The following is a 25,914-nucleotide window of genomic DNA, read 5'->3' on the forward strand; positions in this document are numbered from 1 at the left end:
GCGTAGCGTTCAAACGGTTGCACCGCCAAGATGGCTGCATGAAGTGCCACTACTGCGACCTCGATGCCGCGTTCGCCGTCGAATCCAAGGGCATCAAGGTCGGGCTGTGCGAGGAGCACTTCCGTGACCGTCTCGACGACCTCGCGGAGGCGGACGAACTCCAGCAGCTCAAAGAAGAGGTCGACGTCGACCGAACATAGCGCGTTCTCGTTCCGTTCTCATCTCGCGTCGAGCCGTCAGGCCGACCGGCTCGCGTCCACGTCGATGGCGTCCACCGGGCAGACGTCGACACAGAGCATGCAGTCGATGCACTGCGCCTCGCGGGCGGGGTCGGCCTTGATCTCGGACTCGGGGTGTCCCGGGCTGTCCACCCACTCGAACACGTCGACCGGGCAGTCCTCCAGACACGCGCCGTCGGCGAGACAGATGTCGAAGTCCACCGCGACGTGCGTGCCGTGGATGCCCAGCTGCTCCGGTTCGTCGACGGGCCCCCAGACGGCGTGTCCGTCGTGGTCGTCGACGACCTCGCGGTTCTCCTCGAAGTTCGGGTCGATGGCCATGGCCGTCGGTCGGCGGCGGACGGGGAAAAACAGCCCGACTCGACGGCGGCGACGGACTCGACGGGAGCGAGTCGACCCCGTGGCGGCCTCAGTACAGCTCGCCGCCCAGCGGCACGTCCTCGTCGGGCGTGACCAGCACGGGGTTGCCGTCGTCGCCCGGGACGCCAACGGTCAGCGCCTCCGAGACGTAGCCGGCGATGTTCACGGTGCCGAGGTTCGTCGCACAGAGCACCTGCTGGCCGGGGAGGTCGCCCACGTCGTGATGGTAGCCGAGCTGGGCGGCCGACTGGAGCTCCTCGCCGCCCACGTCGAGCGTGAGCTTCACCAGCTCTGGCTTTCGCGCCTCGGGGAACGGCTCGGCGTCGACGACCTCGGCGACACGGATACGCACGTCGAACGGACCACTCATGGCCGTCCGGTCGCGCCGCCCACACCTAAAGCTCCCGCAGCCTGCAGCTATTTGCCGCCAGCCCTCCTCGCACCAGCCATGGAGAAGGTGACCATCGACGACTGCGACCGTCGCATGGGCCCCGCCGATGTGAAGCGCCCGCTGACCGACGCGCTCGGTGCGACCGGCCTTGCGCTCAACTACTACGAGCTCGGACCGGGCGACAGCCTCGGCTTCGGTTACCACCGTCACGGCGACCAGGAGGAGGTGTTCTACGTCGAGTCCGGCGTCGTCACGTTCGAGACCGAGGACGGCGACGTGCCCGTCGAAGCCGGCGAGGTGGTCCGGTTCGACCCCGGCGAGTGGCAGCTCGGCACCAACGAGGCCGACGAGCGTGCTGTCGTCCTCGCGATGGGCGCGCCGAAGGAGTCCGGCGAACTCACCATGGTCCGCCACTGCACGGACTGCGACGAACGCACCGAGCAGGCCATCTCACTCACGGACGGGCGCGACGCGGTCGTCACCACCTGTGTCGACTGCGATGCGGAGACCGGCCGGTTCACCTGAGGCGGTGAGCGGTGCGAGCTCCCCGGACGGGACCGCCTTTCATGTCGGCTCGGAACCAACAGTCACGCATGAACGCCTGGCCGACCATCGTCTACGACGACGACTGCGGCTTCTGTACGTGGAGCGCGCGGTACGCTGCGGCGCGTGGTCCCTTCGCCCTCGTCGGGTTCTCCGAGCTCACGGACGAGCAGCTGGCGCGGCTCCCGCCGGACTACGAGTCCTGTGCCCACCTGTTCGTCGGCGACGAGACGTACTCCTGTGGGGCCGCCGCCGAGGAGGTCGTCGCCCGCATGGACACGTGGGAGCACCTGCCGATGGCCGCGTTCCAGTTCCTCCCCGGGTCCGTCCGGGCAACCGTCCGCGAGCCGCTCTACCGGTCGTTGGCGAACCATCGGGACCTCCTCGCCAGGATTCGGCGCTGCGAGCCACCGGCTCGGGGCGGGTAGAAGTGGAAGTGGGAAAGTCGACGCGTCCGAAGTTACGTACGGGCGTAGTAAAACCAGTTTCGCTACCGCGACCAGTTGCCGGTAGGCCACAGGTTCTTATGACGGGGTGAGTCACCCCGCGCCGCCGGGCACGAACTCGACGGCGGCGTGGGCGGTGCAGACGAATCGAGCCTCGCCGAGCACCTCCCGGAACGTCTCGGCCTCGTCGTCGGTCAGCTCGGCCGAACCCGTCTCGACGGCGGTCCCGACCGGGTCCCGGAGGTCCGCCGGGAGCGCCCGGTCCTGCAGCCGCACGAGCGTCGAGTTCTGACCCACGTCGGCGGCGCGGAGGCTGAGCATGTGGTGGCCGACGTTATCGCCGTGGGCGACGGTGATCCGGTAGACTGTATCCTCCGTCCCGAGGTACTCGTTCCGTTCGAACACGAGGGCGGCGTCCGGTTTCTCCTCGTGACCGTCGACGGTGTACTGCTCGCCGGCGATGAGTCGGTCCGCGATCTCGCGTTCGGCGTCGGACAGCTCAGCGTAGTCGACGAGTGCACCACCCTCCTGGATTCCGTCCTCCAGCGGCTCCGCCCAGTACGCGTACGAGGGCTCCTGTGCGAACCCGGCGTAGCTCGACGTGGGGTCGTACGTCTCACCCCGAAACCGGATGCGGTCGAACGCGTCGAACACCAGCCGGTCGTCCTCGTCCACGGGACCGTCCTCGGGCAGGTAGTCGACGCGCCCGTCGGTCGTCACGGCGTCGCTGACGAGGGTCCGCACGCGTTCGTTGGCGAGGACAGCGGTCGCATCGTCGGGAACCGCTACGGGGTCCACGCGCTGGAGCTCCTGGACCGGTTCGGGCTCGGCCGTGAGCCGTGTCGTGGTCCGGTTCGGTGTCGTCGTCGCCGGTGTCTGGTCCTCGTCGTCGTCGTCCGAATCGCCGCCGAACAGACAGCCACCGAGCGCGGCCGTCAGTCCGAGGCCGCCTGTCCGGAGGAGGGCTCTGCGGGAGGGCATCGCCCGCCGATTTCGTGTCCACCGATAAGTGCTTTGTCGGTGTCAGTCGAGCACGGCGGCGAGTCCGTGCAGGCTCTCCAGCACCCGGTCGGGCGTGACGTGTTCGCCGTCCGGCGCGGCCGCCCGTGCCTCACTCGGCGTCGTCCCGTCCGGCGGACACCACGCGACCCGGAGGCCCGCCCGAACCGCGCCGCGAACGTCGTGGTGGAACGAGTCGCCGACGTAGAGCGCCCGGTCCGGAACGACGCCGAGGTCCGTGAGGGCCGTCTCGAACGGTTCGGGCACTGGTTTCGGTTCGGTCACTTCGTCGACGTACACCGCCGTCTCGAAGGTGTCCGTGATGCCCAGGATGTCGAGCTTGGCCTCCTGAACCCGCCGCTCGCCGTTCGTCACGAGACCAACACGATAGCCCTCGCGGGCCGATTCGAGCGCGGCCTCGGCCCCGGGCAGGAGCTCGACCCGGTCCCGGGCGAGCACCGCACCGAAGGCCTCGTACAGCGCCCGGGCGTCGTCCGGGTCGCCGCCGTGGCGGTCCGCCGCGCGCTCGAACGCCGAAGTCCAGAAGTCGGCGTGGGTCCGGTCCGGCGGGAACGCCTGCTCCACCGCGACGGCTTCGAGGTCGGCGTAGCTGCAGAAGGGCTCGACGCCCGCGCGTTCGAACGCCGCGGGCAGGATCTCCCCGCCGTCCTGCTCGTACGTCGTCAGCGTGTCGTCGAGGTCGAACAGCACCGCGTCGATGTCGCTCGTCAGTTCCGTTGCTGTCGATTCGGCTCCGTCGTCTCGGATTTCGCCTGTCATCGTTGCTCCGCCGCGTGACGTGCGGCGGCCGGCGACAGCGTGGCCCAGCCACGGCTGTTGCCTGCTGAGAACGATACCGACTGGTCGGCGCGCCGAATTCAGCGTTTCGGTCCCGCGCTCACAGCCGCCGCGCCATCACGACGATGCCGAGGACCACGAGCAGGACACCCCAGAGCACGTCGTCGCCGGGCAGCGCGGCGAGCACGAGGGTCACGATGCCGGAGCTCAGCAGCGACCAGCCGAGTGTCGAGGCCATGGTCGTGCTTCGCGGGCCGGACGGGTAGGTTTGGCGCAGGCCTCGGTTCGCGTCCGCCTATTCGAAGGCTGCGATGCCGGTGAGGTCCTGCCCGAGAATCAGGGTGTGGATGTCGTGGGTGCCCTCGTAGGTGTAGACGGTCTCCATGTTGGCCATGTGGCGCATCGGCGAGTAGTCCGACGTGATGCCGTTGCCGCCGAGCATCTCGCGGGCGACGCGGGCCTGGTCGCGGGCCATCCGGACGTTGTTGCGCTTGGCCATCGAGACGTGCTGCGGGCGGAGGTCGCCGCGCTCTTTGAGCTCGGCGAGGCGGTGTGCGAGCAGCTGGCTCGTCGTTATCTGGGTCGCCATCTCGGCGAGCTTCTCCTGCTGGAGCTGGAAGCTGGCGATGGGCTTGTCGAACTGCTCGCGGTCCGTCGCGTACTCGCGGGCGACCTCGAAGCAGTCGCGAGCCGCACCGACCGCGCCCCAGGCGATGCCGTAGCGGGCCTGCGTGAGACAGGAGAGCGGGCCCTTCATCCCCTCAACGCCGGGGAGGACGTTCTCCTCGGGCACGAACACGTCGTTCAGGCCGAACTCGCCCGTGATGGACGCCCGGAGCGAGAGCTTCTCCGTGATCTTGTTCACCGAGAAGCCGTCGCGGTCGGTCTCGACGAGGAACCCACGGACGGGGTTCCCGTCGCTGGACCTGTCCCGCGCCCAGACGACCGCCACGTCGGCGATGGGTGCGTTCGTGATCCACGTCTTCGAGCCGTTGAGCACGTAGCCGCCCTCGGCTTCCTCGGCGCGCGTCTCCATCCCCGAGGGGTTCGAGCCGTGCTCCGGTTCCGTGAGCCCGAAGCAGCCGATCTTCTCGCCGCGGCCCATCGCCGGCAGCCACTCCTCCTTCTGCGCATCGCTGCCGAAGGCGTGGATGGGGTACATGACGAGCGCGCCCTGCACGCTGGCCATCGAGCGCAGGCCGGAGTCACACGCCTCCAGCTCCTGCATCAGCAGGCCGTACGCCGTCTCCGAGACGTTCGGCAGGTCGTAGCCGTCGAGGTTCGGGGCGTAGAAGCCCATCTCGCCCATCTCGGTGATGAGCTCGGTGGGGAACGTGCCGTCCTCGTAGTGCTGTGCGATGTCCGGGCGGACGCGGTCCTCGACGAACTCGCGGGCGGTGTCGCGGATGAGCCGCTCCTCGTCGTCGAGGTCGGATTCGAGGCCGACGTAGTCGAGCATACAGTTGGTCGGGGCCACGTGCTGAAAAATACTCCTAAATGTTGCCTCGGACCTGTCTGGCTGTTCCGGTCACGACTGGGAAACGACGACGCGCCCGGGAGGAGTTTACATGTATTGTAAACCCTAGCTGCCAGCGACATCGTCGACCCAGCCGGGTGGCGCGCGGACGGGCGAGCGGGCGAGCGCAGCGGTCGCGTTCGCCCGCGAGCCACACTCGCGCGAGGGATGAGCGCGCAGCGCTCAGGCACCGCAGGGAGCTTGCGACCGAGGAGCGGTCACGAGACGCGCTGTTCGAGCACGCGCTCGCCGCTGTCGGCACAGGTCAGCGCGACGACCTCGTACGCATTACAACACGACTCGACCGTCTCCTCCTTCATCTCGACGGGGCCGCCGTCGGGGCAGTCCTCCAGGAACACGCGGAGGCCGTTGAGGACGCGGCCACGTGCAATCGGGTCGAGACCGGCCCAGGCGTCGCGGTCGAGGTCTGCCAGCGCGTGGCCGCCGGCGATGTCGACGCGGAGGGCGGTCCGGGAGGGCCACTCGCCGGCGCGCTGGCCGTCGCGTTCGAGGATGACGGCCTCCTCGCGGAAGTCGAGGTCGTAGTCGCCGTCGCCGAGGCCGAAGACTGCCCGGACGTCCTCGGGGCCGGGCGCTTCGATGGCGGTGAGCTCGTCGTCCCAGCGCTCGGCGAAGGACTCGGTGAGACAGACGTCGTCGACGTCGTCGCAGGGCTCGATGGCGCCGGCGTCGGAGAGGTACGTCTCGGGGTCGACCTCGCGGGTGTCGCCGGCCTTCGGCATCGGATGTTCGGGCTCCTTGCCGAACAGGCGGAGGACGGACTCGGGCATGTAGCGCTTGGTGAGCGTCGGGGTGCCCGGCACCAGGTAGCCCCGGAGCCAGATGCTCGCCGCGGAGACGACGAGGACGGCGAGGGCGGCCCCGCCGGCGACGGTGGTGCTCGCGTTCGCGACGGTGAGGAGGGCGACGTCGACGACGCCCGCCAGCACGAGTGCGATGAGTGCGTTCACGGTCGTACAGGGCCAGCACCGGTTCTCGCCCGTGTACTCCGGCTCTCGGACGCGGGACAGCACTGTCATAATTGTTTACAGGAACGGTGCCAGTGGTTATATTCGTTTCCGATGCGGCCACCCGTCGGGCGGGCGGTCTCGCGGGGGCGACGGCTCAGTCGCTCGCGGTGGCCGGGCGCTCGTCGCGTACCGCCGCGGCGTACTGCAGGAAGTTGTCGAACAGGGCCTTCGCCTCGCACGCTTTCGCGTAGTTCTCGTCGGTGATGCCGGCGACGACACGCTCCTTGCGTTCGTCGTTCAGCTCGTCCTTCCCCTCGGTGACGGTGCGGGCGGTCTCCGGGTCGTACTCGGGGTGGAACTGCACGCCGAAGACGTGGTCCTTCCGGAAGCCGTGGTTGCCGTACTCGTTGGTGGCGATCTCACGGGCCCCCTCGGGGAGCTCGACGACGGCGTCGGAGTGCGTGGTGAAGACGGTGAAGCGGTCCGGGAGGCCGTCGAGCAGCGGGTCGTCGCCGGCGCGCTCGACCTCGCGGTAGCCGATCTCGTACTCGCCCATGGCGTCGACCTCGCCGCCGAGCGCCTCGGCGAGCAGCTGGTGGCCCCAGCAGACCCCCAGACAGGGCAGGCCGTGACCGGCGGCCTCGCGGGCGTACTCGCGTGCGGCGCGAATCCACGGTTCGTCCCAGTACACCGACGAGCGCGAGCCCGTGACGACCACGGCGTCGTACTCGAAGCTCTCGGGGAGTTCGCCGTCGGTGAGGGAGAACTCCGACACGTCGGCGTCGAGCTCCCGGCGGAAGTTCCGGCGGGTGTCCGCCCCGTCGTGGGCGGCGTTCAGCAGCGCGATGCGGAGTCGGCTCATGCTCGAAACCCAGGACACCGGCCCTAAAGGGCGTTGCGCCCCGGCGAATCCTGCCGACGACGGCGACACGTCGGGGGATGCCTAACTCTGTAGGACACACCACTACCGGCGGCCACGCCAAACGGACGGATGCGGTCGGCGCGCCGGAGCCCCCCGAAGGGCGACGGACGGACCGTGTCGTCGCCCTCGGCGCGTCGAACTCCACGACCGCACCGCTCGCAGACCGCACCCACCACACGACACGACGGTCCACCGACCGGACCCAACCTGTCACGACACGCCACCCCCCACCGCACCCTACCGCAACCCACCGCTGTCTCCTCGCTCGCGCCGGCTGCAGTCCGGCCATGCCACGCCCGTCATCCGTTCCCCCTCCCGCCATCCACCTTTCGCGGCCGCTCCATCCGACCAGACGGTGGTCAGTCCTCCCGCTCGAAGAAGCCCAGCAGCGCGTCGTTGACCGGGCGTGACCGCTCGATGCCGACGAAGTGGCCGGCGTCGGGGTACTCGACCGCCTCGCCGCGGGGCAGTCCCTCGGCGAGTCGACGCCCCGCTGCCGGGTCGAGCAGCTCGTCCGCGTCGGGCACGACGACCAGCGTCGGGTTGTCTATCTCGTACAGGGGCTCGGCGTCGAAGCCGTCGAGTGCGGCGCGCTGGTGCTCCCACGACTCCGGGTCCGCATCCTCGCCCGTTCGCCACTCCGCGATGCCGTCGAGCACGTCGGGCTGGGCGGCCCGGAACTCGGCGGAGAACACCGACGAGAGCGTCTCCCGGCAGGCATCGGGGTCATCCGGATCGGCGAACAGCGGGCCCGGCTCGTAGGCGTCGCCGGTCGCCGCGCCGGCGAGCAGGGCGAGCTTCCGCACCCGACCCGAGTTGCGGGCGTAGTGCAGCGCGACCATCGCCCCGAGGCCGCTGCCGACGAGGTGGACCGAGTCGGTTCCGTGGTCCCGGAGCACGGCGTCGAGGTCGTTCGCCAGCGTCGCCACCGACAGTGGACCGGCCGGCGGGTCGGAGCCGTCGGTCCCGCGCATCGCCCACGTCAGCGTCTCGAACGGCCCGGCGAGGCCGGCGTGCTGCCAGCCCCAGAACCACGGCCCGACCCCGATGTCGGGGACGAACGCCACCGTCTCCCCGTCGCCGTCGGTCCGGTACTGCAGCGTCGTCCCGTCGCGCGTCGTGGTCGGCATGGCTGGTGGGAGGTGGCCCCACCGGAAACTATTCACGGATGCTCCCCGCCATGGAACATGATGCGACGCCGTCAGTTCCTCGCCGGCTCCGGCACCGCCCTCGCCGTCGCCCTCGCCGGCTGTAGCCGCCCGCCCCGCGTCGAACTGCAGCTGACGCCGCTCCACGAATCGGGGCTCGGGGAGCGGCTCGTGACCCCCCGCCGTCTCCTCGACCCACCCCAGGCGACCGCGGTCAGACGCGCCCGCGAGGACGGTTCCTACGTCCGGACCGTCAGCGACGAGTCGGGCCCACTCCTCGCCGACGGCCAGTTCGTGAGCGACGACGGAGCGGTGTTCGAGATCCGCACCACCCGGGTCGATGTCGAACACCGGACGGTCGAGACGTTCGCGGTCATCTACACGGGCGACGGGGACGGGACCACCTACGAGCTCGACGAGGACGCCCGCGTCGTCGACTACGGCGACCTCCCGCCGGCGGACCGGGCGATGTTCGACGCGCTCGACCCCGACTCGCTCCTCGGAGCGGGTGACGGAACCGCGGTGCTCCACACCCACGACTACCCCGACGACCACGACTCCGTGCTCCTCCCCGACCCGGCCTACGACGCCGTCGACTACGAGGGCGAGACGTTCGCTGTCGAGTACGAAGGACGTGAGACCGTCGAGAACGGCCGCTTCCGCTACGAGCTCGACCGGCTCGCGCCCGATACGGCGGCGTACGTCGAGCAGCTGGCCGCGTCGGTCGTGTTCACCCTCGCCGCGAGCGACCTCTCCGAGGAGCAACGTGAGATGCTGGACTCGGCGATGGAGGGCGGCTACGACGAGGAGCGCGAGCTCTCCGACGCGTTCTCGGCACTGCTCGACCGCCTCCGCAGCCACGACTCGCTCGACGTCGGGTACGCCGACTGGGTGTCGGTCGCCGAGTACGAGCGCACCGAGTACCTCGTGGAGATCGACGACAACGACTTCGACGACCGCACCACGGACCGTCCGTACCGCCTGCCGGACGAGGACGACGACGGCACGACGAACGGTACCACGCTGAACGGTACCACGCGGAACGCTACCACGACCGACACCACCGGACCACCGTCCGACTGACCGCTCCCCCACTACCGTCGTCCCCGACCGTTCCGGGCTTCTTTTGCCACGCCACTGCGAGGTATCGACAATGCACGCGATCAAGGACAGCGTCCACGACTACATCGAGGTGTCGGGCGTCGTCGCCGACCTGCTCGACACGGCGGCGATGCAACGGCTCCGCCACATCAAGCAGCTCTCCACGGTGCGGCTCGTCTACCCCTCCGCGAACCACACCCGGTTCGAGCACTCGCTGGGCGTCTACCACCTCGCGAGCCGAGCCTGCCGGCACCTCGACGTCGACGGCGGACGCGCCGAGGCGGTGCAGGCCGCCGCCGTCCTCCACGACGTGGGCCACGGCCCGTACGGCCACCAGACAGAGGGCATCATCGAGCGCCGTCTCGGCCGGCACCACGACGAGGTGCACGACCTGCTCGCCGGGAGCGAACTCGCCGACGTGCTGGAGTCGCACGGGCTCTCGACGACGGTGGTCGCCGACCTCGTCGACGGACAGGGCGAGCTCGGCCAGCTGGTCTCCGGCGAGCTCGACGTCGACCGGATGGACTACCTCGTTCGCGACGCCCACCACTCGGGCGTTCCCTACGGCACCATCGACCAGGCGCGCCTGCTCCGCGCGCTCACCTTCATCGACGGCGACCTCGCGCTCGCGGAGGGCAACCTCGCCACCGCCGAGTCGATGCTCGTCGCCCGGGCGCTGATGAACGCGACCGTCTACCGCCACCACGTCCCCCGCATCGCCGGCGAGATGCTGGAGAGCGCCTGCGAGCGCCTGCTGGACGGCACCGACCTCGACGCCGAGCGCTTCGCCCGGATGACCGACGACGAGCTGGTCGCTGCCCTGCGCGACCACGAACCCACCGCCGGGGCGGCCGCCCGACTCGCCGAACGCGACCTCTACAAGCGTGCGGTCTGGGCAGAACTCGACGACGTGCCCGACCGCGTCGTCGATGCGACCCACGACGACGAGCGCGAGGCAGAACGCGCCATCGCCGAGGCCGCCGGCGTCCCCGAGCGCGCCGTCCTGCTCGACGTCCCCGGCCGCCCCGCCATGCCCGAGTCCTCGACCCGCGTCGTCGTCAGCGGCGAGGTCCGCCGGCTGCAGGACGCCTCGCCGCTGGTCCAGGGCCTCCAGGCCGCCAGCACCGTCCAGTGGCGACTCGGCGTCTACGCCCCCGAGGAGCACGTCGAGGCCGTCCGCGAGGCCGCCCTCGACACCCTCGACCTCCCGTCGTCCGGCACCCGCCCCTCCGGCGACCGCGAAGCGTTCGTTTAGCCAATACGTTTACAGTGGTGCGTCTCGGAATCGTATACGGGGTTACGACCCCCCAGATCGGATCAGTCGTTGCCTCCTGATCGATGCCCTGCTCGGCCGGGACCGAGTGGGGACTGGGATACGCCACTATCATATCCTTTTGGTGGCGTCGAACCACGGTGCGTAGTTGCTTCTGTCGGTCTCGGCCCGGCGACTCGAGAGGCGGCTGCACCGTTCAGAGACGTGCTGCTACCCGCTCGGAGACGGGTCGAGAAGACGCTCCCCTGGATTTTCAGTAGCCGTTTCGCTGGTCGACCTCCTCCGCGGACGGCAGCACGCCTTCGTTCGCACCCTTGTAGTAGACGAAGCCCCAGTAGGCGCCGTTGGCGAAGTAGGTGAACGCCCAGCCCCAGGCGATGCCGATGAGGAACAGGAGCATGCTGAACGAGCTGACGATGCGGAGGACGATGAGCAGCACCACGTAGAGCAGGTAGTGCTTGACGTAGTGCTTGCTGAACGCGATGTCGAAGGTGAGACTGGACGAGAACGTCTTGGTGATGCTCCCGGTGACCGGGTAGGCGGTCAGCGCGGCCGGGAACAGGTAGAAGCCGACGAGCGCGAAGGTCCAGGCGACGACGTCGTGGAGCGCCGCGCCGGCGACGATGGCGACCAGCCAGACGGCTCCGGTGAGCGTGAACGCGAGGGTGTAGCCGACGCCGTCGGTGAGCATCTCGCCGAAGTCCGCGAACTCGGGCTGGGTGCGGCCCTGTGCGGCGTAGCGGGTGAGCCGGAACACGTAGCCGAACAGGAACACGAGCGGGAGGAACACGAGCAGTGGGCTGACCAGCACGATAGCGCCGGCCTTCAGCAGCGGGCCCCAGCCGCGCTGGGTGGGGTAGGAGAACGCGAAGTCGAACGCGCCCTTCTGCCGCCAGTCGATGTGTTTCACGCCGTCGCTGCCGTCGAGCCGGTTCGTCGGCTCGCGGGGGGGCTGCTGCCGGCGCTCGTAGTCGTCGCGGCGCGCGCCGTTGTGGGGGTGTGAGCTGTCGAAGTTCCAGCCGACGCCGTCGCGGGTCTCCGTGGGGTCGCCGCCCGCCGGGTTCCGGGGGCGTCGCGCATGGTCGCGTCGGTCGTCCGGTCGGCGACGGTCCTCGCGGGGCGGGCGGGTGGCGCGTCGTCGCTCGTCGCGGGTGTCGGCCGGGTGCCGTCGGTCGTCGGCCGGGTGCTCCCGGCGGTCGGTCGGCTCGTTGTCTGCGCGCCACTCGGATTCGCCGCCCTCCCAGCTGTAGCTCGGATACGCGGGCTCGTCGTCGGAGTCGTCGCCGTCGCCCGGCCCGCGGTCGGTGGTGCGTTCGTCGTCCGGGTCGCCGTCCCGGCTCATGCGGCCGTCACCTGCCGAACGCTGTGGGACGCCATCTATTTGACACGTTTGGTGGTGGGCGGAAAAAACCTTCCGGCAGGCGGGCGGCGCTACTCGCCGGTGGCCGGGAGCGGTTCGACGAGCCCCTCCTCGATGGCCTCGCCGTAGAGGTACCCCCAGTACGCGGCCGGCACCATCGCCGCGAGCGGCAGGAGCAGTGCCGCGAAGGTGACCAGCAGCAGGAGGAGGAAGCCCACCACCACCAGCCCGACCAGGAGCACGCTGTCGGCGAAGAAGTGGAGCGCGTACTTCCGGGTGAACGCGAACTCGGGCGTGCGGGCGGCGGCCTCCCGGAGGTCCTCGGTCGCCGCGTACGTCGTGAACAGCCCCGGGAGGAGGTACGACCCGCCGAGGGCGAGTACGCTGGCGAGCAGCACGCTCTCGCCCGCGGTCAGGTACACCAGCGTCCCCAGCCCCCCGACGGCACCCCACCAGAGCGCGGTGACCACGAGGCCGACCTTCGCGATGCCCCAGATGTCGTCGTATCCGGGCGGTTCCTCTGCTCGCGCGGCTCCGCCGGCGAGGCGAGTGATGTAGCCGGCGGCCACCACGCCGGGCACGACGAGGAACGAGACGATGCCGAGGACGCCGGTGAGCAGGGCCGCCGACCCACCCTCGCCGAACGGGTACCGGAGGCTGAACGTCACCACGCCGGCGTCGAAGATGCCCGGGTCCATGCCCTCGTCGGACCGCGACTCGGCGACTCGCCGCTCGTACTGCTGGTCGCCGAGTCGGTCGACCCAGCGGTCCGAGCCCGCATCGTCCGGGCCGCGACGGTCGTGGAGAGCGCCCCCGTCGCGCCGCGGCGGCGAGCGTGCACCGTCGTCCCACCGCTGCCTGTCGGTGTCTCGGGGAGCGGACGCCACGTCGTCCCACATCGGCTCGGACTCGTCGTCGCGGCTCACGGACCCACCTCCCCCGGAAGGCGGCGCCGCTGTCGACACATACGTCCAACGAGACGTGTCGGCAGGAAAAACGTTCCGTCGGTCTCAGTGGTCGAGGACGGCCCGGAGCACGTCGGGCGTGTCGTCGAGCGCGTCGTCGAGCGCGTCGGTGTCGGGGCCGCCGCCCTGCGCGAAGTCCGGCGGGCCGCCGCCGCCGCCGCCGACCTTGGCGGCGAGCTCGCTCACGACCGCGCCGGCGTTGACCTCGCTGCCGTCGGGGACCGCGACGACGAACTGCGCGCCGTCGAGCCCGGAGCCCAGCACCGCTATCTTGCCCTCCTCGACGAGCGCGTTGGCCGTCGCACGCAGTTCGTCCATGTCGGCGTCGACGCGCTGGACGACCGCGGGCGTGCCGCCCACGTCGACCTCCTCGGCACCGTCCGCACCCGAGGCGCGGACCTCGGCGAGCTGCTCCTTGAGGTCCTCGATGGTCTTGCCCCGGGCCTTCCACTCCTCGAAGAAGCGCTCGGCCGTCTCGGGCACCTCCTCGGGCGTCACGTCGAGCACGTCGGCCGCATCGTACAGCGCGTCCTCGGTGCGCTGGGTCGCCTGGATGGCGGCGTCGCCGGCGGCGAAGCTGATTCGCTCGACGCCGTCCTGCACGCGCTCGGTCGTGCGGATCTTGATGGCTCCGATGTCACCGGTTCGGGCGACGTGGGTGCCACCGCAGGCCTGCACGTCCTCGGCGACGTGGATGAGCCGGATGTTCGTGCCCGGCGGGATGCCGCCCTGGTAGAGGTCGAAGCCGTGTTTCTCCTCGGCCTCGTTCCGGTGGGGCCACTCCTGTTTCACCGGCGTGTTCTCCATCACCAGCTCGTTGGCGTAGCGCTCGATCTCCTTGGCCTCCTCGCGGGTGATGCGCTCGTAGTGGTGGACGTCGATGCGCGAGGAGTCGACGCCCTTCTGTGCGCCCGCCTGCCGGATGTGCTCGCCGAGCACCTGCCGGGCCGCGTGGATGACGACGTGCGTGGCGGTGTGGTTGCGCATCAGCTGCTTGCGGCGGTACGTGTCGATCTGGCCGCGGACGAACTCGCCCTTGCCCGGGGTCTCGTCGGTCCGGTGGAGGATGACGCCGTCGCGGCGCTGGACGTCGGTCACCTCGACGGTGACGTCGTCGGTCGACAGGCTCCCGGTGTCGGCGGGCTGGCCACCGCCCTCGGGGTAGAACATCGTCTGGTCGAGCACCACGTCGTAGCCGTCCTCGCGCTCGAACACGTCGAGGACGACCGCCTCGAACTCGGTGCGCTGCTGGTCCTCGTAGTAGAGCCGCTCGGTCTCGGGCAGGTCGTCGAGGCGCTCGGCTTCGCTCTCGTCCTCCTCCTCGAAGGCGGCGGCGCTGTCGTGGCGCTCGGCGACGAGCGAGTAGAAGTCGTCCGGCACGTTGACGCGTGCGCCGGCCTCGTCGGCGATGGCCTCGACCATGTCCGGCTGGATGCCGTGGCTGTCGTACAGCTCGATGAGCTCGCTCGTCGGGATGGGTTCGGACTTCCGGGCGTACTCCTCGGCGAGCTGTTCGACGCGCCGGCTGCCCCGGTCGAGGGTCTCGCGGTACTTCTCGACCTCGGTGCGGACGATGTCGCGGACCGTGTCGCGGTTCTCGTAGCCCAGGCGGTCGGCCTGCATGTCGACGAGCTCGTCGAGCGGCGCGTCGACGCCGACGTTGTCACAGAGGCGCTTGGTGCGCCGGAGCACCATCCGGGCGAGGTAGCCCGTCGAGACGTTCGACGGGACGATGCCGTCGCCGAACATATAGGCGAGCGTCCGGCAGTGGTCGGCGATGGCGTAGATGTCCTCCAGCGGCTCCATCAGCGACTCCAGCCGGTCGACCTCGACGTCCAGCTTCTCGGCGATGTCGCCACGAGCCGTCTCCATGTCCTCGGCCTCGTCGATGTCCATCCGGCCGGCGAGCTTGGCGGCCCGGTTGACGAGTTCGGCCTCCTCCTCGGAGAGGTCGATGCCGGCGTTCTCCTTGAGGAAGCCGATCATCTCGGGGTAGACGGCCTCGTACACCGTCGCCGTCCCCTGGGACATCCAGGTCCACCGCTCCAGCCCGTAGCCGGTGTCGACGATGTACGTGTCCATGAAGGAGTAGCGGTTGCCGTCCTTCATCTCGTACTCGCCCTCGGGGTCCTGCTCCATGCACATGAAGACGAGCGTGGCGAGCTCGGCCCCGCGGTAGATGACCTCGATGGCGGGCCCGGCGTTGCCGCCGCCGACCCACGGGTCCTCGATGTACGTGATCTCGTCCAGGTCGGCCCCGAGCGACTCGAACAGCTCGTCGCAGTACTGCACGGTCTCGTCCTTCCAGTACACCTCCCCGTGGTAGGCGTACCTGTCCTCGGGGACGTCCTCCTGCGTGTTGAACGCGTGGTGGGCCATCATCTCGAACGCCATCGTGTGCCGGCCCGTCTTGCCCACGTTGTCGATGTCCTGCATCCGGATGCAGGGCTGGCTGATGGTCAGGGGGTTCGCCGGCGGCGGCGTCTGTCCCGAGGTGACGAGCGGCTGGAAGTCGTAGATAGATGCCTGGGTCAGCAGCACGTCGTCCCGCCAGCGGTTCGCCGCCACGGGATAGGGCTCGATGCGCTCGTGGTCGTGGTCCTCGAAAAAGGAGAGGAACGCCTCCCGCATCTCCTCCAACGTGTACTCCTCGTCGAAGCCGGGGTTGTCGATGAAACTGTAGTCCTCGCAGGGTGGCTCACCGCACAGCTCCCGGTCGTGGTCGCGCGTCCAGAAGTGAGCGCCACAGCTGTCGCACTCCCGGCGGACGAACCCCTCCGTCTCGAAATAGTCGAGACGGTACTCCTCCTCGAGTTCGCTCATTGTTGTCCCACACTGGCCCTTCGGTCGGTAAAACAGTTCCGCAACCGCCCTTCCTGCAAATTTCGCGCCGCTGGCCGGCGCGGCACGCGGTCCGCCGCGGAGCACGAGACGCCGTCGCCCGGGGCACGACATGGTACCGACCCTCGTTAAGTTGCGAGGCGTCCAATCTACCGGTATGCCTTCCACGAACGACGGTTCGACCGCCGCCTCGCGGCTCCCCGACGGCGGCGACCTCCTCCGGCTGGTCGGCTTCGTCGTGCTGGTGAACGTCGTCGGCGCGACGCCGGCGGTCCTCGGCGGCCCGGACAGCGCCTGGTTCCAGGCCCTCGAGAAGCCGTGGTTCTACCCGCCGGGCTGGGCGTTCGGCGTCGCCTGGACCATCCTGTTCACGCTCATGGGCGTCGCACTCTACCGTGTCTGGCGCGAGGGCACCGAGCGCCGCGCGGTCCGGCTCGCCATCGGCGCGTTCGCTCTCCAGATGGTGTTCAACGTGGCGTGGACGCCGACGTTCTTCACGCTCCAGCGCCCCGGCCTCGCGCTCGGGGTCATCGCCGTCCTCTGGGTGCTCGTCGCCGGCACCATCGCCGCCTTCGACCGCGTCGACCGCCCCGCTGCGGCCCTGCTCGTGCCGTACCTCGCGTGGGTGAGCTTCGCGACCGTGCTGAACTACGCTCTCTGGTCGCTGAACTGACCGTCAGACCCTGCACGCACCGGCCGCAGAGTTAAACCGCCAGCGGCGGTATCGGTCTGACAGTGAGCAATGTCGAAGCGGGGGCCGAGCAGGTCTCCGTGCAGGTCGCGGTGCTCGCGCCCGACGAGGAGCGCGCCGCGACGGTCGCAGCCGCACTCGATGGCGAGTGGACGGTCCTGACCGGTGCGTCCACGGACGAACTCGACGACCCCACCTGTCTCGTGGTCGCCGCCGACCCGACCACGGACGACGACCTCCGGGCAGCGGCCGCCGCGGTCGACGCCGCGACGGTCGTGTTCGCCGACACCGACCCGGCGGCCGTCAGGCGGCTCGCGGCCTTCGACGGCTTCGTCCGCGACGACGGCACCGACGGCGCGACGAGCCGACTCGTGGACGAGGTCGCCTGGCACGTCGCCGGCGACGACCACCCGACCGCACTCAGGGAGCGCGCCGCCACGGTGACCCGCCTCCACCGCGTCGCGACGGAGCTCGTCGGCTGCGAGAGCGAGAACGAGGTGTACGAGGCGGCCGTCCGCGCCGCCGAGGAGATACTCGACCTCGACCTCGTCGGCATCGACGTCGTCGAGGACGGCTACTTCGTGCCGGTCGCGGTGTCCGGCGACATGGAGGAGAAGGGCTACGCGGACGCGGGCCAGATCGCGGTCGACGAGGGAATCGCGGGCGAGACGTACCGGACCGGCACGTCGGTCGTCGTCGCCGACGTGCTCGACCTCGACCGCGACGACCTCGCCCTCGACGGGGACGACCCCAAGTACCGCTCGATCCTCTCGGTTCCGGTCGGCGACTTCGGGATTCTGCAGGCCGGCTCGCCCGACCCCAACGCGTTCGACGGCCGGGACAGGGAGCTCGTCGAACTGCTCATGACCCACGTCGCAGAGACGGTCGAACGACTCCGGGCCGAGGACCGTCTGCGCCGCCAGCACGACCGGCTCTCCGCGCTGTTCGAGAACGTCCCCGACCCCGCGGTCCGGTTCGCGCTCGTCGACGGTGAGCTCCGCGTCCAGGAGGTCAACCCCGCGTTCGAGACGGTGTTCGGCTGGCGGGCCGAGGAGGTCGTCGGCGAGGACATCGACGAGTACATCGTCCCGGACGGGTTCGAGGACGAGGCCGCGTCGCTGAACGAGAAGCTCCTCGCCGGCGAGAGCCTCCAGGTGGTCTCACGCCGCAAGACCGACGACGAGGTGCGCGACTTCCTGCTGCACGTCGTCCCGTTCGAGCGCGGCGAGCGCAGCCTCCAGGGCTTCGCCATCTACACCGACATCACCGACGAGAAGCAGCGCCAGCGCGAGCTCGAACGCCAGAACGAACGCCTCGACGCCTTCGCGAGCATCGTCAGCCACGACCTCCGGAACCCGCTCTCCATCGCGCAGGGCTACGTCGGCCTCGCCGAGGAGACGGGCGACCCCGAGCACTTCGACGAGATCCGCCGCGCACACGGGCGGATGAACACGCTCATCGACGACCTGCTCACGCTGGCCAGACAGGGGAACGTCGTCGGGGAGACCGAGCCGGTCGACCTCGGCCCGGTCGCGACGCAGGCCTGGGCGAGCGTCCGGACCGGCGACGCCACGCTCTCGGTCGCCGACGCCGTCACCGTCGAGGCCGACCGCGACCGACTGGTCGAGCTGCTCGAGAACCTGTTCCGGAACGCGGTGACCCACGGTACCGGCGAGGAGGACGACCCCGCGGATGCCGAGGGGCCCTCCGGTCGCCGGCCGGACGGCGAACCGCTGCACGTCACGGTCGGGCCGCTCGACGCCCGCCACGGGTTCTTCGTCGGCGACGACGGCGTCGGCTACGACGGCGACGACGACCCCGTTCGAATCCTCGAGTCCGGCTTCACGACGAGCGAGGTCGGCACCGGCTTCGGGCTGACCATCGTTCGCGAGATCGCCGAAGCCCACGGCTGGTCGGTCGACGTCGTCGACGACGAGGGCCTCCGCTTCGAGTTCGCCGTCGAGCAGAACGGGACGGGATAGGGGGCAGCGAGGCTCAGTTCGCGGTGCCGGCGTGGCCACCGAGCAGGCCGTGGAACAGCTGGACGTCGCCACCTCGTTCGATGAGTTCGTTGAGGAGGCTGTCGGCGCGGTCGGCCTGGTCCTCCACGCGTGCCTCCAGTTCGCGGTACTCCTCGGACTCACGAAGCTCGTGTTTCGGCTTCCTCGCCTCCAGTACGGCCTTCTTCGAGACCTGTGCGTAGTACTCGCGGAGCTCCTCGTCGTACTCGCTCCGGCACTGGAGCCTGTCGAGACAGCGGTTCAGCGTCTCGCGGTCGACCGGCTTGACGAGGTAGTCGTCGAAGCCCATCTCGATGATGTCGAAGTCGGGCTCAACGGCGGTGACGATGACGACCTGACAGTCGTTGCCGTCCTCCCGCACACGTTCGAGCACCTCGTCACCGGAGCGACCGGGGAGCCGTCGGTCGAGGACGATGATGTCGGTCTCGGGTGTCACGGCGTCGACGGCCTCGTCGCCGTCGGCGACCGTCGTGACAGCCCACTCGGCACCCAGCCAGGACGAGTAGAGGCTCGCCAACTCCGTGTTGTCCTCGACGACGAGGACGTCGGTGCTACGTTTTCTCATGATACCCCGTAGTTCGTGTACGGTCCATGGTGTTGGCCGACATAAATGTCTCGGCCAGAATAACGTCTAAACGGTTGAAATTTGCGGCCTCAGGCCTCGAATTATGGATTCCCCGTTCCTACAACCAACTACTCCAGCGCGAGCGAGGCGAGCAGCGCCTCCAGCTGCACCCGCTCGTTCGCGCCGGTCGTGATGCGGTAGTCGGCCTCGCCGAGCCGGTCGAGCAGCCGGACCGCAGCCTGCTCGTCGAGCTCGAACTCCCACGCCGACCGGTGTATCTGGTCGATGATGTCGCCGCCCGCGAGCCCGCGTTCGGTGATGAGCTCGTCGAGCTTCGCCCGCGCCGCCACGAAGTCGCCGTCCAGCGCGTCGGTCACCATCGCCTCGACCTCCTCCGGGCGGGCGGTCGACGTGATGGCGTACACCGTCTCCTCGTCGACGGCGTCGCCCATCACCGACGCCGCCTGCAGCGCGTTGATGGCCTTGCGCATGTCGCCGTCGGCCGCGTAGACCAGCGCGTCGACGCCGTCCTCGGTGTACTCGATGCCCTCCTCGCCGGCGATGTAGCGCACCTGTTCGGCGACCGCCTCGTCCGACAGCGGCGAGAACCGGAACACCGCACAGCGGGACTGGATGGGGTCGATTATCTTGCTGGAGTAGTTGCACGAGAGGATGAACCGCGTGTTGTTCGAGAACTGCTCCATCGTCCGGCGCAGCGCCGACTGGGCGTCGCTCGTGAGTGCGTCGGCCTCGTCGAGGAAGATGATGCGGTAGTCGTAGCCGCCGAAGGAGGACCGCGCGAAGTTCTTGATGCGGTCCCGGACCACGTCGATGCCGCGCTGGTCCGAGGCGTTCAGTTCGAGGAAGTTCTCGCGCCAGTCGTCGCCGTATATTTCTTTCGCAATACTGACAGATGTTGCCGTTTTCCCGACGCCGGCCGGGCCTGCGAACATGAGGTGCGGAATGTCATCTTGCTCGACGTAGCTCCGGATGCGCCCGATGATGTCCTCGTGGCCCACCACCTCGTCGAGCCCGTCGGGGCGGTACTTCTCGATCCAGACCTGCTTGCGACCCCCTGTTCCGTCGCCGGTCGCGTCGGCCTCGCTCATACAGGTGGGGAAGGGTCGTCCGTGCATAAAGCCCCCGAGACGAGGCAGCGTGGGTCCGCAATTCCCAGAAACATAAAATCCTCAATATTTATAAATCCCCTTTCGGCGTATATCCAATCATGAGCACTTCTAGCCCACGCAGAAGACTGATCGCACTGCTAATGACTATCGTGCTCGTCCTCGGCTCGATGCCCGGGCTCGTCGCGGCGGAGACCGCCATCGCGGACTCCTACGTCGTCGAGGAGGGCGAGACCGTCGACGGGCTGGAGGTCGTCGGCGCGACCGTCGTCGTCAGGGGGACCGTCGACGGTGACCTGAGCGGCCTCGCCGCCGACGTCACCGTCGCGGAGACCGGCGTCGTCACCGGCGACGTGAACGTGGCCGCCGCGAACGTCGACATCGCGGGCCGCGTCGACGGCGACGTGTCGGCCGCCGGGGCCTCCGTCGTGCTCGCCGAGACCGCCGTCGTCGGCGGCGAGTTCCGGGTCGGCGCGAGCGACGTGCGCATCGCCGGGAACGTCGCCGGGAACGTCGTGGTCGGCGCGGACACCATCCGCGTCGCCCCCACGGCCGTCGTCGGCGGCGACCTCCGCTACGACGGCGACATCAGCGGCGCGGAGAGCGCCAGCGTCGCGGGCAGCGTGGTTCGTGACGAATCCATCGGCGGGGTCAACGTCGGCGTCGACGTCGCGCCCTGGGTCGTCGACGGCGCGCTCGCCGTCTACGGCTTCGTCGCCAACCTCCTGCTCGGGGCGGCGCTCCTGCTCGTCCTGCCCGGCTTCTCCCGGGCGGTCGCGGACCGCGCCGTCACCGACCCGCTCCGCAGCGGCGGGGTCGGCCTGCTGACCGTCGTCGGCGTGCCCGTCCTGCTCGTGCTGCTCGTGCTCACGCTCGTCGGCATCCCGTTCGCGGTGGCCGGCGCGGTCCTGTTCGGGCTGTTCGCGTGGGTCGCGCTCGTCTACGGCCGGTTCGCCCTCGGCTCGTGGCTCGTCGCCCGCGCCGGCGGCGACAACCGCTGGGTCGCGCTGACCGTCGGCCTCCTGCTCGGCGCGCTGTTCGGCCTGCTGCCCATCGTCGGCGGTCTCGTCGACGGCATCGTCTCGCTGGTCGGGCTCGGCGCGCTCGTGCTGGTGCTGTACGCCCGGTACGGCCGTGGCTCCCGCGAGGAGCCCGCGGCCGAGGCCGGCGAGGACGTCGACAGCGGCGGCGTCCCGCCCGCGGCCTGAACCGAACTCCGTCCCGCTGCGTCGCACGACGACACCCTTAGGCGGACGGACCGCCAACCTCGACCCATGCAGGTGACGGTGGACGTGAAAGGCGAGACCACCCACGAGGTCGACCTCCCGGAGCCGACGTACGCCGACCTCCTGGCGGCGGTCGACCTGAGCCCCCACGAGGTGAGCGTGCTCGTCGACGGTCGCCCCGTGCCCGAGGACCAGCCGGTGGAGTCGAGCGAGGTGACCGTCCTGCGGCTCATCAAGGGCGGATGACCGAACTCGCGCCCGACTTCGAGCTGGCGAACGTCGGCCCCGGCCCGGACCCGTGCTCGCTGCGGGACCTCGCTGCCGACAACGAGTTCGTCGTGCTGCTGTTCCAGCGCGATTTCTACTGCACGAACTGCCGGGAGCAGATCCAGGACGTCAAGGAGCGGTACGGTGAGTTCCGCGAACGCGACGCCATCGTCGCCTCGGTGCTGCCTGAGGACCGCGAGCGGGCGGCGGAGTGGCAGTCGAGCTACGACCTGCCGTACCCCCTCCTCGCGGACCCCGAAGCGGTCGCCAGCGACGCCTACGACCAGCCGGTGAGGTTCGGCATCCTCGGCAGATTCAGCGACTTCCTCGGCCGGATGCCCGAGGTGGTCGTCGTCGACTGTCGGGACGGGCCGCCGACGGTGGCGTGGTCCTACGCGGGCGAGTCGACGTTCGACCGGCCCACCATCGACGACATCCTCGCCGAACTCGACCGGCTCCGGGAGGCAGCCCCGGCCGAGGGGTCGCCGAGGAATGGCTGACCGCGGCCCCGACCCCCCGCGTCTGGACGACTCCACCCACGCCGACGTTCGCATCCGGACGGCCCGGCCCGACGAACGCGAGGGCGTCGCTGGGGTACTCGACGCGGCGATGCTCCGGACGGACGAACTCGCCGCCGCACTCGACCGCGGGGACGTGCTGGTCGCCGCCGCCGACGACCGCCTGCTGGGCGCGCTGGTGCTCGTTCCCGGCGACGTCGACCCCGAAACCGACAGCTCGCACGTCGACGCCGTCGCGGTCCGGCCGAACCGGCGCGGACAGGGGATCGGACGCGCGCTGGTCGCAGCGGCACTCGACCGCGGTGGGGCCGACGAGCACCTGACCGCCGCGTTCGACGCCGACGTACGGCCGTTCTACGAGTCGCTGGGGTTCGAGATACGCGAGCGCGACGGCCGACTGTTCGGCGTGCGGTGAGCGGATCGGCGACCGGTGGTCGCCGCTACTCGAACAGCTCGTCGGGGTCCCGCTCCTCGGCGGGTGGGTGGTCATCGTCGTCCCAGTCCGCCCCGCCGGAGCGGCGGTCGCTGGTTCGGGTCCCCGAACCGGACCGGCCGCCGTCGCCCGTCGCCGCCTCCAGCCGACCGACATTGTCGGCGAGGCGTTCGACGGCGACGACGAGTCGGTGGAAGAGCGACACCGCGAGCAGGAACAGGATGACCACGACACCGAGCAGGAGCGTCGCGGTGATGAACGAGTAGACGACCGTGATGGCTCCAATGGAGAGCAGGAGGGCGTTCAGGGTGGTCCGTTCCATGGCTACCTCTTCTCAGTCCTACACGATAAAATCCCGCGTGACCGGTCGGCAGGGCGGACGCCTCAGACGTGCGCCTCGACCAGCGCCTTCCCGTCGGCGAGGACGGCCTCGACGCGCTCCGGGCTGCTCGCCTCGGCGTAGACGCGCATCTTCGGCTCGGTGCCGCTCGGGCGGACGAGCAGCCAGGAGCCGTCGTCGCACAGCAGCTTGAAGCCGTCCTTCGTCACCACGTCGGCGACGGCGACGCCCGCCACCTCCTCGGGGATGTCCTCGCCGAGGTCGGCGACGACACGGGCCTTCTCGGAATCGGGGCAGTCGACGCTCAGCTTGTGCTGGTGGATCTCGCCGAACTCGTCGAGGAGGGCGTCGACGCGCTCGTCGTAGGACCGCTCGGCCTCGACGGCGGCGGCGAGCAGCGCCATCAGCACGCCGTCCTTCTCGCGGATGTGGCCCCGGACCGCGAAGCCGCCGGACTCCTCGCCGACCATCAGCGCGTCGTGCTCGCCCATCGCCTGCGCGACCCACTTGAAGCCGACGGGCGTCTCGACGACCTCCTCGCCGTGGGCCTCGGCGATGCGGTCGAGCAGGAACGTCGTCGAGACGGTGCGGACGACCGGCCCGGAGTCGGATTCGAGCAGGTAGTCGTACGTCGCCGCGAAGAACAGGTTCTCGTCGAGGAAGCCGCGCTCGGGCGTGACGATTGCGATGCGGTCGGCGTCCCCGTCGTTGGCGATGCCGAGGTCGGCGTCGCGCTCGCGAACCGTCTCGATGAGTTCCTGGAGGTTCTCCTCGCTGGGTTCCGGCGAGGAGCCGCCGAACTCCGAGTCGCGCTCGCAGCGGATGCGGTCGACCGTCGCACCCTCGGACTCCAGCAGCGCGTCGGTCGTGTCCCGGCCCGAGCCGTGCATCGCGTCGTACACCACGTGCAGGCCGTCGAGGTCCGCGCCGACCAGCTCGCGGGCGTGCTCGGCGTGCGGGGTCACCTCGTCGACCTCGGACACGGTCCCGTGCTGGTCCTCGGGCAGCGGGTCCGGCTCCGCCAGCCGCTCCGCGATGGCGTCCGTCGCCTCGGGCAGCGCCGGCGAGCCGTCGCCCATGATGAACTTCACGCCGTTGTACTCCGGCGGGTTATGGCTCGCGGTGATCATCATCGCGCCGGCGAGGTCCCGCTCCCGGGCCTGCCACGCCGTCAGCGGCGTCGGTCGGTCGCGGCCCTCCGGCATCACCACGTCGAAGCCGTTGGCACAGAGCACCCGCGCCAGCTCCTCGGCGAACCCCGGCGAGGACTCCCGGGCGTCGTAGCCGACCGCGACGGTCCCGCCCTCGTGGCCCTCGTCGCGCAGGTAGGTGGCGACCCCCTGCCCGACCATCCTGACCCGTGGAGCGGTGAACTCGTCGAGTGTCGCACGCCAGCCGTCGGTGCCGAACGAAATCGCGTCCATACGCCACCATCCACGGCCGGCGCGATAAAACCCCGCCGGCCGTACCGAGGTCCGGGGCTTTCTGGCTGTTCTCGCCACCAGCACGACCGCCAACCGACACACGAACGGCCGAGGATCACCGCCATCTCGAAAGCAGAATCCCGACCACAGGAACCACGAGCAACCCGCCGACGACGAACGGCGTCCAGTGGGCGGCGAAGGCGTACAGGCCGGCCATCGCGGGCGGCCCCACGGTCCGCCCCAGACTCCCGGCCCCCTGGGTGACCCCGAACGCACTGCCCTGTCGCTCCGCACTCGCGCTCCTCGACACCAGCGCCCCGAGCGCGGCGTTCAACAGTCCGTTCCCGAACGAGAGCAACGGCAGCACCAGCACGAGCGCGAACGCCGAGGGCGGCAGCGACGCCACCGCGGGCAGCGCCCGGCCGAGCGTCGGTGCGAACGGGATGGCGGCGAGCGCGACGGTCAGTGCGGTCGCGCCGACGACGGCCATCCGGGTGTCGCCGATGCGCCGGGAGACACGACCCACCAGCCCGCCCTGCACGACGACGCCGAGGACGCCGACGTAGGTGAGGAAGAGGGCGGCCTCGGGCTCGCCGTAGCCGAAGGTGTCCGCGAGCCAGGGGATGAAGGCGACCTGCACGCCGGAGAAGGCGAGCGAGACCAGGAAGAAGGCGACGACGAGCCCGCGGAGGTTCGCGTCGGCGAGCGCGGTCCGGAAGCTCCCGAGCAGCGTCTCGCGCTCGCCGGCGGTGCGGCGACGGTCGGGCTCGGGGAGGAACGCGAGGGCGACCACGATGGCGAACAGGGACATGCCGGCAGCGGCGAAGCTCGGCAGCGAGAAGCGCGTGGCCGGGACGAACGCCGGGAACACGTCGCGGGCGGTCGCGACGGCGGCGTCGCTGGCGAGGACGCCGCCGATAGCGGGGCCGAAGATGAACCCCAGTGCGAACGACGCGCCGAGGATTCCGAGGGCGGCGGCGCGCTCCGTCGGGGGGGTGATGTCGGCCACGTAGGCCTGCGCGGTGGCGATGTTGCCACCCATCGCGCCGGCGAGCATCCGGGCGACGAACAGCACCCAGAGCGCGCCGGCGAGCCCGAAGACGGTCCAGGCGACGACGCTCCCGAACAGCGAGAGCACGAGGACGGGGCGGCGGCCCCGGGCGTCGGAGAGACGACCGAGCAGGGGTGCGAACACGAACTGCATCACCGAGTACGAGGCGGCGAGCAGGCCGATGTAGAAGTCGCTGACGGCGAAGCTCCGGACGTAGAACGGCAGGATGGGGATGACGATACCGAAGCCGACCAGGTCGAGGAAGACGACGAGGACGACCGCGAACATCGCGCGGCGTCGCGGGACCGACTGCGGCGTCGGCTGGGCGTGGGTGGCCGTCATCGGGGCTCACCCGGGGCCGCGCGCTGGCGACCGGAC

The 25,914-nt window shown here is 70.0% G+C and carries 28 protein-coding genes; 11 read left to right on the forward strand and 17 right to left on the reverse strand.

Going from position 1 to position 25,914, the window contains the following annotated elements; genetic code table 11:
* Positions 1–38 precede the first annotated feature (38 nt).
* The gene (locus NOW55_RS16310) at positions 39–200 is read left to right on the forward strand and encodes a DUF6757 family protein (protein WP_256295896.1); all 162 of its coding nucleotides are present in this window, start codon (positions 39–41) and stop codon (positions 198–200) included.
* Between the two features lie 36 nt (positions 201–236).
* Here NOW55_RS16310 and NOW55_RS16315 read toward each other — a convergent pair whose 3' ends face one another.
* Both NOW55_RS16315 and NOW55_RS16320 read right to left on the reverse strand, forming a co-directional pair.
* A complete protein-coding gene (locus NOW55_RS16315) occupies positions 237–560 on the reverse strand; it encodes a 4Fe-4S dicluster domain-containing protein (protein WP_256401169.1) in 324 nt (107 codons plus the stop codon).
* A gap of 88 nt (positions 561–648) precedes the next feature.
* Entirely contained in the window at positions 649–969 is a 321-nt protein-coding gene (locus NOW55_RS16320; protein WP_256401170.1) for a tRNA-binding protein, read from the reverse strand.
* A 78-nt stretch (positions 970–1,047) separates the two neighbouring features.
* Between NOW55_RS16320 and NOW55_RS16325 the strand changes: the two genes are divergently transcribed.
* Complete coding sequence (locus NOW55_RS16325; protein ID WP_256401171.1) at positions 1,048–1,515, forward strand: cupin domain-containing protein; 468 nt, start codon at positions 1,048–1,050, stop codon at positions 1,513–1,515.
* Positions 1,516–1,583: 68 nt separating this feature from the next.
* Complete coding sequence (locus NOW55_RS16330) at positions 1,584–1,961, forward strand: DCC1-like thiol-disulfide oxidoreductase family protein (RefSeq protein ID WP_256401172.1); 378 nt, start codon at positions 1,584–1,586, stop codon at positions 1,959–1,961.
* A gap of 111 nt (positions 1,962–2,072) precedes the next feature.
* Here the strand turns inward: NOW55_RS16330 and NOW55_RS16335 are convergent, their stop codons facing one another.
* From NOW55_RS16335 to NOW55_RS16365, 7 genes are all read right to left on the reverse strand, one after another.
* Positions 2,073–2,960, reverse strand: a complete 888-nt coding sequence (locus tag NOW55_RS16335; RefSeq protein ID WP_256401173.1) for a DUF7979 domain-containing protein — start codon at positions 2,958–2,960, stop codon at positions 2,073–2,075.
* A gap of 42 nt (positions 2,961–3,002) precedes the next feature.
* Positions 3,003–3,758, reverse strand: a complete 756-nt coding sequence (locus NOW55_RS16340; protein ID WP_256401174.1) for an HAD family hydrolase — start codon at positions 3,756–3,758, stop codon at positions 3,003–3,005.
* 118 nt (positions 3,759–3,876) lie between these two features.
* Entirely contained in the window at positions 3,877–4,014 is a 138-nt protein-coding gene (locus tag NOW55_RS16345; RefSeq protein ID WP_256401175.1) for a hypothetical protein, read from the reverse strand.
* A 57-nt stretch (positions 4,015–4,071) separates the two neighbouring features.
* Positions 4,072–5,235 (reverse strand): acyl-CoA dehydrogenase family protein, encoded by a 1,164-nt coding sequence (locus NOW55_RS16350; protein ID WP_256401176.1) that lies wholly within the window; start codon positions 5,233–5,235, stop codon positions 4,072–4,074.
* A 275-nt stretch (positions 5,236–5,510) separates the two neighbouring features.
* A complete protein-coding gene (locus NOW55_RS16355; RefSeq protein WP_256401177.1) occupies positions 5,511–6,332 on the reverse strand; it encodes a DUF8054 domain-containing protein in 822 nt (273 codons plus the stop codon).
* Positions 6,333–6,417: 85 nt separating this feature from the next.
* The gene (locus tag NOW55_RS16360; RefSeq protein WP_256401178.1) at positions 6,418–7,125 is read right to left on the reverse strand and encodes a type 1 glutamine amidotransferase; all 708 of its coding nucleotides are present in this window, start codon (positions 7,123–7,125) and stop codon (positions 6,418–6,420) included.
* A gap of 419 nt (positions 7,126–7,544) precedes the next feature.
* Complete coding sequence (locus NOW55_RS16365) at positions 7,545–8,315, reverse strand: alpha/beta fold hydrolase (protein WP_256401179.1); 771 nt, start codon at positions 8,313–8,315, stop codon at positions 7,545–7,547.
* A gap of 57 nt (positions 8,316–8,372) precedes the next feature.
* Here NOW55_RS16365 and NOW55_RS16370 point away from each other — a divergent pair, with 57 nt between their 5' ends.
* Positions 8,373–9,416, forward strand: coding sequence for a twin-arginine translocation signal domain-containing protein (locus NOW55_RS16370; RefSeq protein WP_256401180.1), 1,044 nt, complete (start codon positions 8,373–8,375; stop codon positions 9,414–9,416).
* A gap of 70 nt (positions 9,417–9,486) precedes the next feature.
* On the forward strand, positions 9,487–10,689 hold the full coding sequence (locus NOW55_RS16375) for an HD domain-containing protein (RefSeq protein WP_256401181.1): 1,203 nt from the start codon (positions 9,487–9,489) through the stop codon (positions 10,687–10,689).
* Between the two features lie 271 nt (positions 10,690–10,960).
* Here the strand turns inward: NOW55_RS16375 and NOW55_RS16380 are convergent, their stop codons facing one another.
* The 3 genes from NOW55_RS16380 to alaS form a co-directional block, all read right to left on the reverse strand.
* Positions 10,961–12,049 (reverse strand): DUF4013 domain-containing protein, encoded by a 1,089-nt coding sequence (locus NOW55_RS16380; protein ID WP_256401182.1) that lies wholly within the window; start codon positions 12,047–12,049, stop codon positions 10,961–10,963.
* Positions 12,050–12,138: 89 nt separating this feature from the next.
* A complete protein-coding gene (locus NOW55_RS16385) occupies positions 12,139–12,993 on the reverse strand; it encodes a hypothetical protein (RefSeq protein WP_256401183.1) in 855 nt (284 codons plus the stop codon).
* Between the two features lie 84 nt (positions 12,994–13,077).
* Positions 13,078–15,855, reverse strand: coding sequence for an alanine--tRNA ligase (gene alaS / locus NOW55_RS16390; RefSeq protein ID WP_256401184.1), 2,778 nt, complete (start codon positions 15,853–15,855; stop codon positions 13,078–13,080).
* Between the two features lie 175 nt (positions 15,856–16,030).
* Between alaS and NOW55_RS16395 the strand changes: the two genes are divergently transcribed.
* Together NOW55_RS16395 and NOW55_RS16400 are read left to right on the forward strand one after the other, a co-directional pair.
* On the forward strand, positions 16,031–16,546 hold the full coding sequence (locus NOW55_RS16395; protein ID WP_256401185.1) for a TspO/MBR family protein: 516 nt from the start codon (positions 16,031–16,033) through the stop codon (positions 16,544–16,546).
* A gap of 62 nt (positions 16,547–16,608) precedes the next feature.
* Positions 16,609–18,546 carry a GAF domain-containing protein gene (locus NOW55_RS16400; RefSeq protein ID WP_256401186.1) on the forward strand — a complete coding sequence of 646 codons (1,938 nt, stop codon included), beginning with the start codon at positions 16,609–16,611 and terminating at the stop codon, positions 18,544–18,546.
* 13 nt (positions 18,547–18,559) lie between these two features.
* Here the strand turns inward: NOW55_RS16400 and NOW55_RS16405 are convergent, their stop codons facing one another.
* Positions 18,560–19,150 carry a HalX domain-containing protein gene (locus tag NOW55_RS16405; protein WP_256401187.1) on the reverse strand — a complete coding sequence of 197 codons (591 nt, stop codon included), beginning with the start codon at positions 19,148–19,150 and terminating at the stop codon, positions 18,560–18,562.
* Between the two features lie 128 nt (positions 19,151–19,278).
* Positions 19,279–20,259: a replication factor C small subunit gene (locus NOW55_RS16410; protein ID WP_256401188.1), complete on the reverse strand. Its 981-nt coding sequence runs from the start codon at positions 20,257–20,259 to the stop codon at positions 19,279–19,281.
* A 161-nt stretch (positions 20,260–20,420) separates the two neighbouring features.
* Between NOW55_RS16410 and NOW55_RS16415 the strand changes: the two genes are divergently transcribed.
* The 4 genes from NOW55_RS16415 (at position 20,421) to NOW55_RS16430 (ending at position 22,703) form a co-directional block, all read left to right on the forward strand.
* A complete protein-coding gene (locus tag NOW55_RS16415; protein WP_256401189.1) occupies positions 20,421–21,485 on the forward strand; it encodes a bactofilin family protein in 1,065 nt (354 codons plus the stop codon).
* A gap of 66 nt (positions 21,486–21,551) precedes the next feature.
* Positions 21,552–21,749 (forward strand): ubiquitin-like small modifier protein SAMP2, encoded by a 198-nt coding sequence (gene samp2, locus NOW55_RS16420; protein ID WP_256295876.1) that lies wholly within the window; start codon positions 21,552–21,554, stop codon positions 21,747–21,749.
* Positions 21,746–22,270 (forward strand): peroxiredoxin family protein, encoded by a 525-nt coding sequence (locus NOW55_RS16425; RefSeq protein WP_256401190.1) that lies wholly within the window; start codon positions 21,746–21,748, stop codon positions 22,268–22,270. The genes samp2 and NOW55_RS16425 overlap by 4 nt, the downstream gene beginning before the upstream one ends.
* On the forward strand, positions 22,263–22,703 hold the full coding sequence (locus tag NOW55_RS16430) for a GNAT family N-acetyltransferase (RefSeq protein WP_256401191.1): 441 nt from the start codon (positions 22,263–22,265) through the stop codon (positions 22,701–22,703). Before NOW55_RS16425 ends, NOW55_RS16430 begins: the two co-directional genes overlap by 8 nt.
* Before the next feature lie 25 nt (positions 22,704–22,728).
* Here NOW55_RS16430 and NOW55_RS16435 read toward each other — a convergent pair whose 3' ends face one another.
* From NOW55_RS16435 to NOW55_RS16445, 3 genes are all read right to left on the reverse strand, one after another.
* The gene (locus NOW55_RS16435) at positions 22,729–23,043 is read right to left on the reverse strand and encodes a DUF8066 domain-containing protein (RefSeq protein WP_256401192.1); all 315 of its coding nucleotides are present in this window, start codon (positions 23,041–23,043) and stop codon (positions 22,729–22,731) included.
* A 62-nt stretch (positions 23,044–23,105) separates the two neighbouring features.
* Positions 23,106–24,485 (reverse strand): phosphohexomutase domain-containing protein, encoded by a 1,380-nt coding sequence (locus NOW55_RS16440; protein WP_256401193.1) that lies wholly within the window; start codon positions 24,483–24,485, stop codon positions 23,106–23,108.
* Between the two features lie 115 nt (positions 24,486–24,600).
* Positions 24,601–25,878, reverse strand: coding sequence for an MFS transporter (locus tag NOW55_RS16445; protein WP_256401194.1), 1,278 nt, complete (start codon positions 25,876–25,878; stop codon positions 24,601–24,603).
* Positions 25,879–25,914: the final 36 nt, after the last annotated feature.

The organism is Haloarchaeobius litoreus (assembly GCF_024495425.1).
GTDB classification, from domain to species: Archaea; Halobacteriota; Halobacteria; order Halobacteriales; family Natrialbaceae; genus Haloarchaeobius; species Haloarchaeobius litoreus.